The following is a 10148-nucleotide window of genomic DNA, read 5'->3' as shown; positions in this document are numbered from 1 at the left end:
GCAAGAATTTTACATCATTTTTGTATCGAAGGATTACAAATGGATATTACCGAACTACTCGCCTTCTCGGTGAAAAACAACGCATCAGACTTACACTTGTCAGCAGGTCTGCCACCAATGATTCGTGTCGATGGTGAAGTAAAACGTATCAACCTCCCTGCAATGGAACATAAACAAGTTCACCAATTGATTTATGATATCATGAACGACAAACAACGTCGTGATTATGAAGAATTATTAGAAACTGACTTTTCATTTGAAGTACCAGGTTTGGCTCGTTTCCGTGTGAACGCCTTTAACCAAAACCGCGGTGCAGGTGCAGTATTCCGTACCATTCCATCTAAAGTACTTACGATGGAACAATTAGGCTTGACTCAAATTTTTAAAGATATTTGTGAATATCCACGTGGTATCGTCTTGGTAACAGGCCCTACAGGTTCGGGTAAATCAACCACTTTGGCAGCGATGCTTGATTATATCAACGATAATCGTTATGATCACATTCTGACCATCGAAGACCCAATCGAATTTGTACACCAATCCAAAAAATGCTTGATCAACCAACGTGAAGTACACCGTGATACACATGGCTTTACTGAAGCATTGCGTTCAGCACTGCGTGAAGACCCTGATATTATCTTGGTCGGTGAGATGCGTGATTTAGAAACCATTCGTTTGGCATTAACTGCTGCGGAAACAGGTCACTTGGTATTTGGTACACTGCATACTACCTCTGCGGCAAAAACCATTGACCGTGTGATTGACGTGTTCCCTGCTGAAGAAAAAGATATGGTACGTGCCATGTTATCAGAGTCATTACAAGCAGTAATCTCACAAGCACTATTGAAGAAAAATGGCGGTGGTCGTACTGCAGTACATGAAATCATGATTGGTACACCTGCGATTCGTAACTTGATCCGTGAAAACAAAGTTGCACAAATGTATTCTGCAATCCAAACAGGTGCTGCTCAAGGTATGATTACCCTAGATCAAAGCTTGAAACAATTGGTTGCCAAAGGATTTATCAACAACGCTGCGGCACGTAACTTGGCGAAAAGTCCAGAATCGTTTATGTAATTGCTATCTATATTTTCAAATGATGTTAGCCCTTCCTTGATCAAGCTTGATAAAAGGATATATTCAAGCGGATTAAGGCAAAATAAACTACGAATATGATTAGGTATTTTAAGCTATGGATTTTAACGATTTATTGACGATGATGGTCAAGCAAAATGCATCGGACTTGTTTATTTCCGTTGATGTCGAGCCATCAATGAAAATTAATGGTCAAATTGTTCCCGTCACCAAAACTAAACTGAACTCAGAAGTTGTAGCACATTTGTTGCACAGCATTATGAGTGAAAAACAGCGTAAAGAATTTGCTGAAACACGCGAATGTAACTTTGCCATCACAGACCGTGACAAGACCTCTCGTTTCCGTGTTAGTGCATTTCAACAACGTGATGTACCAGGTATGGTTTTACGTAAAATTGAGACCACCATTCCAACACCAGAGCAATTACGCTTACCGCCGATTCTAAAAGAACTTGCCATGACCAAACGTGGTATTATCCTTTTTGTGGGTGCGACAGGTACAGGTAAATCTACATCTTTGGCATCATTGATTGGCTATCGTAATCAAAACTCACGTGGTCACATTATTACCATCGAAGACCCGATCGAGTATGTGCATCAGCATGCTGGCTGTATTATTACGCAACGTGAAGTCGGTATCGATACTGATTCATTTGAAGTGGCACTTAAAAATACACTACGTCAAGCACCTGACGTCATCCTGATTGGTGAGGTACGTTCTCGTGAAACCATGGACTATGCGGTTGCCTTTGCGGAAACAGGTCACTTGGTATTTGCTACCCTCCACGCCAACAACGCCAACCAAGCACTAGACCGTATTATTCACTTCTTTGAAGCAGATCGTCATAGTCAGCTTTATATGGACTTGTCTTTGAACTTACGTGCGATCGTTGCACAGCAATTGGTACCTACGCGTGACGGTAAGAGCCGACGTGCAGCAATTGAGATCATGATCAACTCGCCATTGATGCAGGATTATATTCGTAAAGGTGAAATTCATGAGTTAAAAGAGCTGATGAAACGTTCACGCGAGTTAGGTATGCAAACCTTTGACCAAGCTTTATTCGACTTGTATAAAGCGGGTGAAATCACTTATGAAAATGCACTGAAACACTCAGACTCTCCAAACGATTTGCGTCTACAAATCAAATTAGCAGAGAGCAACGGTCAAAGCTTGGTATCACAAACAGGCAAAGGTTTGTACTTAGAAGACTAAAGCCATCTTGCACATCTAAAGTAGCAATTTCTTAACAAATTAACACACTACATCTTTGTCAGTCATGTTAATTTGTGGATCTAGGTTATTTTTTATCGGAGACAGAAATGAGCAATCCAAATGATGTGCAAGAACAAATCGATGAGTTGAATCACTTGGAAGAAGTCATGCTCGATGCCAAACAATTTCATACACTCGAAGAAAAATTAGAGGATTTGAAAAAACGTGGTATCGACCCAAGTGAAAATGCTGAAAAATGGGATGAAGAAGATCAAGAATGACTTTCTTTTTCACATACCTTATCAAAAAGCTGTAGATAATACGTTGTCTACAGCTTTTTTAATTGAGATATACGAGATTTAATATTGCTTAGATTTGATTAGCTGTGATATAGCCATTCTATGTTGTTGCCCACGCCACAGCCAAAATAATTCGCTTCTGGCGAAATCATCATGCGGCTCAAACCACAATAAAATCCCTTCCATCATTTCAGGCCAACGCACGGTGTCCATGCTAAATTGTTGCGAAATTACCGCCAAAATTGCAGATAAAATCGTATCATGGCTGACCATAACTTTGAGATTTTGTCGTGGCTGACTGTCACACATTTCGCCATAAACTTGGAATAAATATTGCAAAATATCTAGCACGCCTTCTACAGGATGTTTCATACCTTGCAATTGATTTTTAACAAAAGCATCAATAAAATTCACCGCACCCAAAGATTTAAAATAAGGCGATGCAACCGCATGGTCTAGCACAAAACTACCTGGCTCAACCAATAAATGATGACGTGTGGTTTGGTCTGATAATTGCTCAAACTGTTGGCATTGCTCTTCAAAACTTGGATAGGCATTTTGCATAGCCCCCCAATGCATCAACACCGCTGTATCTAAACAACGTTGAATTGGACTACTGACCGATAAACCCATATCTCTTCGGGTGTTTTCGTTTAGATATTTGCCCCAATGATAAGCCAGCAATCGTCCTTGCTCGGTTAATTGCAACTCATTGCTCGCTAAGCCCAAACCTTTGCCCAACTCACGCACAGAATGACGCGTTAACAAAATGACAGGCGTGTCGGGACTCGGTAGCAACGCAAACGATGCATACATACTTGCAGGCAATAAGCTTAATTCTGACATTTTGCGTACTCACAATGAGATAAAAGTAAAATAACGCTGAGGCTAGCCTAACATATTCAATTTAGTTTGCTCAAGTAATGATAGTGAGTATCACAAAACTTTATCGTTCAATATGGTATAATCACGTTTCAAAGCTACTTAATCGATTTAAAACAAGCCAATTTAAATTTGATTTGGATAGCGAAAGCAACAAATATTTATTTTAAAATGTATTGGATGTATTTAAGGGAAAAAATATGCAAAAATCTTCACTTTCCATCGTCGCCACTGGTAAAGGTTTACCAAATAAATGCGTTAGCTCTGAACAAATCGATGAGAAATTAGCGGTTAAATCAGGATTAACCGAACGCATGAGTGGTCTAAGTCAGCGTTATTTTTTGGATAAAAATGAATCAGCCGACAATATGCAATTACAAGCGATCAACATGGCCTTACAACAGGCAAACTTAGCCATTACTGACATTGATTGCGTCATTAATGCATCGGCAACGATGCGACAAGCCATTCCCTTTAATGCAGCCCATACCTTGCGTTTGCTCGACAGCCCGCGTGCGATCGCAGGTTTTGATGTAAACATGACTTGTTTATCGGCTTTGCGTGCTTTGGATTTGGCAAGCCTTTTATTAGCACGTTACAAAACCATTTTGATTGTCAGTTGTGATGTGGCTTCAGTCGGTTTAGATTGGCAAGATTTTCATAGTTCCACAATTTTTGGTGACGGTGCAGCAGCGATGATTGTGCGTAGTCACTATGAAGATGGTTCACACAGTCAGTTGCTTACCAGTCATTTTGCAGTTTATCCGCAAGGTTATGAATATTGTACGATTCCTGCTGGGGGTTATCATTATCATCCTGCCTATCATGCTGATTATGTCAAACATGCTTATTTTCATATGCAAGGTATGCAATTGTATAAATTGGTCGCAGATACTTTGCCCGATTTTTTACAACAGACTTTGTCACAAGCTGATTTGACTTTAAATGATATTGATTGGGTCGTACCACATCAAGCCAGTCGTGGTGCATTAAATCATATGATTTCTCGTTTAAATTTGGATAAAAATAAAGTCATAGATATTTTCTCTACACACGGTAATCAGGTCGCGGTGTCAATTCCCACTGCCCTACACCATCTATTACAAGAATATCCTGTCAAAAAAGGCGATAAAGTCTTGCTATGTGGTACATCGGCAGGCGTCAGTTTGGGAGCAATGTTATGGCAAATTTAAAAACCGCTATCGTTACAGGGGCAACAGGTGGCTTAGGACGGAATTTAACCGAAAAGCTGTTACAAGACGGCTGGCGTGTTATCGCTTGTGGGCGTAATCAAACCATCGGAAAACAGTTAAATACCACTTTTCATGCCTTTGATTTGGCAGATAAACATAGTGTATTACAACATTTTAGCTCAGCTGATGTGGTATTTCATTGTGCGGCATTATCTTCACCTTGGGGGCATTTCGATGATTTTTATCAAGCTAATGTGCTGGCGACAGAAAATGTCATTCATGCGGTCAGAAAATATAATATTGGTAAATTAATACATGTCTCGACACCAAGTATTTATTTTGATTTCCATGACCATTTACAGGTCAAAGAAGATTTCGTTGCCAAAAATTTTGCCAATGATTATGCATATAGTAAATTCTTAGCCGAACAAGTCGTGCAAAATGCCTACGATATTGACAGCGTCATCATTCGTCCACGTGGTATTTTTGGGGCTTATGATACGGCGGTTTTACCACGTTTACTGAAACTTGCAGAAAAAGGATTTTTACCTTTAATTCAACGTCATGGCAGACAAGCGGGTGATGCTTTGGTAGATGTGACTTATGTGGAAAATGTCGTTTATGCTCTGTTGCTGGCAACTGAACATGATGTACCACGTGCGATGAAATTCAATATTAGCAATGATGAACCTTATACCGTCAAGCAGTTGTATGAAAAAATTTGCCAAACTTTATCATTAAATGTCAAATTTAAAAATTTGCCTTATACAGTGATTGATCAAGTTGCAAAAGCGATGGAATTTCAAGCCAAATTATTCAATCAAGGTAAAAAAGAACCACTGATAACACGATACAGTGCAGGAACGATTGCCTTTGACCAGACTTTAGATATTCAACGAGCTAGGCAATATTTAGGCTATCAGCCATTATTTAATATCAACACTGGTTTGCAACGCTATGCCGAATGGTTGGCTGAAAATAAAATAAAGTATTGAATATATAGGAAATATGATGCAGATTGATTTTTATCATACAGGTTATTGTACCCATCCCGAGTGTATGGTACAGCGTGGGGCAAGTCTAGCGAATGCACAATTCCCTGCTATGGTGGCACGCATTCGCCATCAGATTGATGCACAACATCAGTCCACTTTGTTATTTGATACAGGCTATGCACAGCGTTTTTTTCACGCTTGCCAAAAATTTCCAGAAAAATTATATGCACTCACCACACCTGTTACGCTGAGCCGTCCATCGATTGCCGAGCAATTGGGTGATGAACGGCATGAGATTGATACGGTATTTTTGTCGCATTTACATGCTGATCATGTGGCAGGTTTAAGGGATTTTCCAAATGCTAAAATTTTAGTTTCGAAAAAGGCTTATGACTTTTCTATTACAAAAACCAATATGTTTATAGGAAAGTTTGCTACTGCACAGGCATTAGCACAGCGTTTACGCTATGTTAAACAAGGTGTTTTGACTGAATTATTGCCTGATGATTGGACGGATAATACACAAGGACGTATTCAATTTATCGAAGATTTACCGCCAGTACAGCTTTCGGCAGATTTTTATCCTTTTGAAAAAGGTTATCGCATCAGTCAAGATTTAATCGCAATAGAGCTGGCAGGACATGCGGTAGGGCATTATGGTTTGCTTGCAGGGGAGTTTTTTCTCGTGGCTGATGCAGTATGGCGATTTGCCAGTATTGCAGAGAATAAACGTGCCAATCCATTAACTTCTTTCATCGTGCATAATCAAAAACAGACCACACAGAGCATTGACCAATTGCAATTATTACATCGTCATAACCCAAAACTTTGGCTGATTCCAAGCCATTGTAGTCAGACGCTCGCACATTTGGGATTACAATTATGAAAGCATCAAAATGGGCAATCATCAAATCATTTTTTGCGGTCAAAGATTACCAAGATCGAGAACAATTACAACAACATCAGCAACGCGCCTTGCAGCATCGTTTGGCTACACATAATAGTCAATTTTACCCACACAGTAGCGATCTAGCTGCCTACCCTATCATCAATAAAAAAATCTTTATGGCGAATTTTGCCGACATTAACCGCTATCAATTAAGCGAACATGACGCATTATCGGTGGCATTGCAAGCTGAACAAAGTCGTGATTTTTCTCCTGTCATTGATACGCCATACGGCTCGGTCAGTGTTGGTTTATCTTCGGGTACGAGTGGTAGTCGGGGAATTTTTTTGGTATCAAAAGATGAGTCAGCACTTTGGGCAGGCTATATGCTGAGAAGGATGTTACCACGCCCTTATTTGGCTCGGCATAGTGTGGCATTTTTTCTGCGAGCCAATAGCAATTTGTATGATAGCGTAAAGAGTATATTATTACGCTTTGAATTTTATGACTTATTTTCAGGTTTGAATGCACATATACAGCGACTTAATCAACAACAACCCAGTATTTTGATTGCCCCTGCTCAAGTATTGCAACAGTTGGCACAGCATCCCGATGTACATATTCAACCCCAAAAAATTATTTCGGTTGCTGAAGTGTTAGAACCACAAGTCAAAGCCGAAATTGAACACCGTTTTGGTGTGATGGTGCATCAGATTTATCAATGTACAGAAGGTTTTTTGGCACATACTTGCGAGCATGGCAATTTACATCTTAATGAAGATATGTTGTATCTTGAAAAAGATTGGATAGACCAAGCCAGTGGGCGTTTTAGTCCAATTATCACTGACTTCCATCGCAGTAGTCAGCCGATAATTCGTTATCGACTTGACGATGTGCTGATTTTGGATGAGCGTCCATGTCCTTGCGGTAGTGCTTTTACTCGATTAGCAGGCATTGAAGGGCGTTGTGATGATATTTTGATAGGGAAATCATTGCATGATGACAAAGATGTGCCGATATATGCCGACTTTATCCGTCGGGCAATCATCGCTTGTGATGATGTCCAAGAATATTATGTTGCACAACAAGGCAATCGCTTAGATATTCAATTACTTCCCGACTCTATTGAAAATCAGCAAGCCGTTGACATGGCACTTAATCAACTTTGGCAAAGTCTAGATATTCAGCCATTACAACACCATTTCCAAGCTTATCAAAGCCAAGCCTTACATCAAAAACGTCGTCGCGTAGTACATCTATCATGAAAATTTTAATTACTTCACCCCGTGCACCAGTAGCTTTAGAATGGGCAAACTTTGCGTTGGCAGGCGGACATCAAGTGCTATTTTGTGATGGCTTACAATTTCCGATTAGTATTTTTGCCAAAATCCCGAATAAGCACAAAAAAATAAGTTATCACAAAATCCCATCGCCACGACTAGATTTTGCAGGCTATCAACGGCAAATGATGGTACTGATTGATGCTGTAGATATATTAGTTCCAACCTGTGAAGATATTTTTTATTTGGCAAAATTACCGCTGAGTCCATATCAACAGCAAAAATGCTTTATGCCGAACAAAGCATTATTATTAGGCTTACATGATAAGTTTGGCTTCTTTGACTTAATGCCCAAAGATAGTGCCATACAATTTCCAGAAACACGCTATATTAATGATAAAGAAAAGATTATTCTTGATAATACCGAACAAAAAAGCATTTTAAAGCCCGTGTATTCTCGATTTGGGCGTTCGGTGGTGCGGGGTGTCAGTATAGAAAAAATACAGTCTCTAGATATTTCAGCCAAAAAAGCATGGGTACAACAGCAATTTATCACAGGCGATGGCTTATGTAACTATGCCATCTGTGAACATGGCAAAATCTTAGCACATGCTATTTATCGTCCACGTTATTTACTCAATGATGCCGCTTCTACTTATTTTGAACCTGTACAAGATGCTCGATTGGATGATTTTGTGGCTAAATTTGCACAATTACATCAATTTCATGGTCAAGTAGCATTTGATTTTATTGATGATGGTCAACAATTATGGTTGTTAGAATGCAATCCACGTGCGACTAGTGGCTTACATTTGTTACGTCATCAATTGGCTTTTGATGGTCAAGGGCAACTACAAAGCAAAAAGCAACAACAGGAAAATCCAAACGTAGAAAATCCAAACGTAGAAAATCCAAGCCTAGAAAAAAACCACGATAGCAAACCAATGCGTGTCGGGGCAAGCCTACCTGCATTATTCGGCATACAAGCCATCAAAAATGGTACTTGGCAACAGCTTTGGCAAGATTATCAAAGAGCGGAAGATGTGATTGCGGATTTGCCAATTTATGCACAATGGCTATCTTTGGGTGAGATGTTTTATCGACGTGTTCGCTATAAACACCCCTTAACCAATGCCAGTACCTTTGATATTGAGTATGATGGCGATGACAATTAAACCGCAAACTAGCCACGAAACTGTGAAAAATAGCGACAATGTTGCCAATAAATTTCAGCAATTATTTCAGCAATATCCATTGTCGCAACTGTTTGCCAATATGCAGGCAAAAGCAGAATACTTGCATATTGCACAGCAAAATATATCTTGTACCGTAATTGATGATGTCACAGCCAATTGTTTTACCGCATCGCCTTATGCCATGATGATTGATTATGGCAAAGACGAACTGGATAAATTGCCTACATTACAACAATATTCTGCCAAAATACTGATTGCTTTTTGCTCTCATTTACTCAAGTTAGGGAAAATTGACCGTGTGGTCAGTATCAATAATTATTGCCTATCGACCAATACCTTAGACCAGTATTTTTTGCAATTGGATATGATACATCTGACCGAGCAAGCTACGCAACAATGGACAACGCATGCATTAATGATTCGCTCTATCAACGATAATCATTATCCTAATCTTAGACAACGCTTAAAACAAGCAGGTTGGTGCTTTGTGGTATCTCGTCAAGTCTATTTGATAAATAATTGGCAATATGCCATGCAAAAAATCAACAGCAAACGTGATCAAAAACTTTTACAAGATGGCAAATATTATTTTCAACAATTGCATGCCGATAGCCCTAATGAAGATTTTGTACAAGCAAGGCATTGGTATAATCTATTGTATTTGCAAAAATATTCCACACAAAATGTACAGTTTAGTCAGTTATTTTTGCAACAGGCAGTACAAGCACAGCTATTAGATTTGTACTTATTGCGTGATAGCAGTACGCATAACAGTGTCGCTGTGGTTGGTATTGTGATTGATGGTGATCTCGCAACTGTACCAATTATTGGCTACGACCAAACACTGCCAAAAAGTGCTGGCTTATATCGACGTTGTATGATACATGCCATGTCCATTTGTCAGCAGCAAAAAGTCCGTTTAAATTTTAGCTCGGGTGCATCAGATTTTAAAAAAGTACGCGGTGCAAATGCTGAAATCGAATATATCGCAGTTTATGTAAATCATCTACCATGGTATCGTCAGGTATTGTGGCGAGTTTTAAGCATGTTAAGTATCAAGTATTATGCAAAATTATTGCAAAAATATCAGCTGTAATCAGTGAAAA

At 39.4% G+C, this 10148-nt stretch carries 10 protein-coding genes; 9 read left to right on the top strand and 1 reads right to left on the bottom strand.

Annotated elements, in window-relative coordinates:
• The first annotated feature begins 39 nt into the window (after positions 1-39).
• The 3 genes from ACEYX7_RS02565 (at position 40) to ACEYX7_RS02555 (ending at position 2592) form a co-directional block, all read left to right on the top strand.
• Positions 40-1077, top strand: coding sequence for a type IV pilus twitching motility protein PilT (locus tag ACEYX7_RS02565; RefSeq protein ID WP_374900179.1), 1038 nt, complete (start codon positions 40-42; stop codon positions 1075-1077).
• A 115-nt stretch (positions 1078-1192) separates the two neighbouring features.
• Positions 1193-2311 carry a PilT/PilU family type 4a pilus ATPase gene (locus tag ACEYX7_RS02560; RefSeq protein WP_374806527.1) on the top strand — a complete coding sequence of 373 codons (1119 nt, stop codon included), beginning with the start codon at positions 1193-1195 and terminating at the stop codon, positions 2309-2311.
• 107 nt (positions 2312-2418) lie between these two features.
• Positions 2419-2592 (top strand): hypothetical protein, encoded by a 174-nt coding sequence (locus tag ACEYX7_RS02555; RefSeq protein WP_374802185.1) that lies wholly within the window; start codon positions 2419-2421, stop codon positions 2590-2592.
• Positions 2593-2670: 78 nt separating this feature from the next.
• Here ACEYX7_RS02555 and ACEYX7_RS02550 read toward each other — a convergent pair whose 3' ends face one another.
• Positions 2671-3456, bottom strand: a complete 786-nt coding sequence (locus ACEYX7_RS02550) for a histidine phosphatase family protein (protein WP_374900177.1) — start codon at positions 3454-3456, stop codon at positions 2671-2673.
• Positions 3457-3692: 236 nt separating this feature from the next.
• On the opposite strand from ACEYX7_RS02550, the gene ACEYX7_RS02545 reads away from it, so the two are divergent.
• The 6 genes from ACEYX7_RS02545 to ACEYX7_RS02520 are packed head-to-tail and all read left to right on the top strand — an operon-like array spanning position 3693 to position 10138.
• The gene (locus ACEYX7_RS02545) at positions 3693-4685 is read left to right on the top strand and encodes a 3-oxoacyl-[acyl-carrier-protein] synthase III C-terminal domain-containing protein (RefSeq protein ID WP_374900176.1); all 993 of its coding nucleotides are present in this window, start codon (positions 3693-3695) and stop codon (positions 4683-4685) included.
• Positions 4673-5680 carry an NAD-dependent epimerase/dehydratase family protein gene (locus tag ACEYX7_RS02540; protein WP_374802179.1) on the top strand — a complete coding sequence of 336 codons (1008 nt, stop codon included), beginning with the start codon at positions 4673-4675 and terminating at the stop codon, positions 5678-5680. Before ACEYX7_RS02545 ends, ACEYX7_RS02540 begins: the two co-directional genes overlap by 13 nt.
• A gap of 16 nt (positions 5681-5696) precedes the next feature.
• A complete protein-coding gene (locus ACEYX7_RS02535; protein ID WP_374802177.1) occupies positions 5697-6566 on the top strand; it encodes an MBL fold metallo-hydrolase in 870 nt (289 codons plus the stop codon).
• A complete protein-coding gene (locus tag ACEYX7_RS02530) occupies positions 6563-7831 on the top strand; it encodes a F390 synthetase-related protein (RefSeq protein ID WP_374802175.1) in 1269 nt (422 codons plus the stop codon). Before ACEYX7_RS02535 ends, ACEYX7_RS02530 begins: the two co-directional genes overlap by 4 nt.
• Positions 7828-9021 (top strand): ATP-grasp domain-containing protein, encoded by a 1194-nt coding sequence (locus ACEYX7_RS02525; protein ID WP_374806528.1) that lies wholly within the window; start codon positions 7828-7830, stop codon positions 9019-9021. Before ACEYX7_RS02530 ends, ACEYX7_RS02525 begins: the two co-directional genes overlap by 4 nt.
• Entirely contained in the window at positions 9002-10138 is a 1137-nt protein-coding gene (locus tag ACEYX7_RS02520; protein WP_374802171.1) for a hypothetical protein, read from the top strand. The genes ACEYX7_RS02525 and ACEYX7_RS02520 overlap by 20 nt, the downstream gene beginning before the upstream one ends.
• The last annotated feature ends 10 nt before the right edge of the window (positions 10139-10148 follow it).

It is taken from the genome of Hubeiibacter jixunmingi, assembly GCF_041928215.1.
Taxonomy (GTDB): Bacteria; Pseudomonadota; Gammaproteobacteria; order Pseudomonadales; family Moraxellaceae; genus Acinetobacter.
Note: the sequence above shows the minus strand (reverse complement) of the source record. Positions and strands in the feature narration are given on the sequence as shown.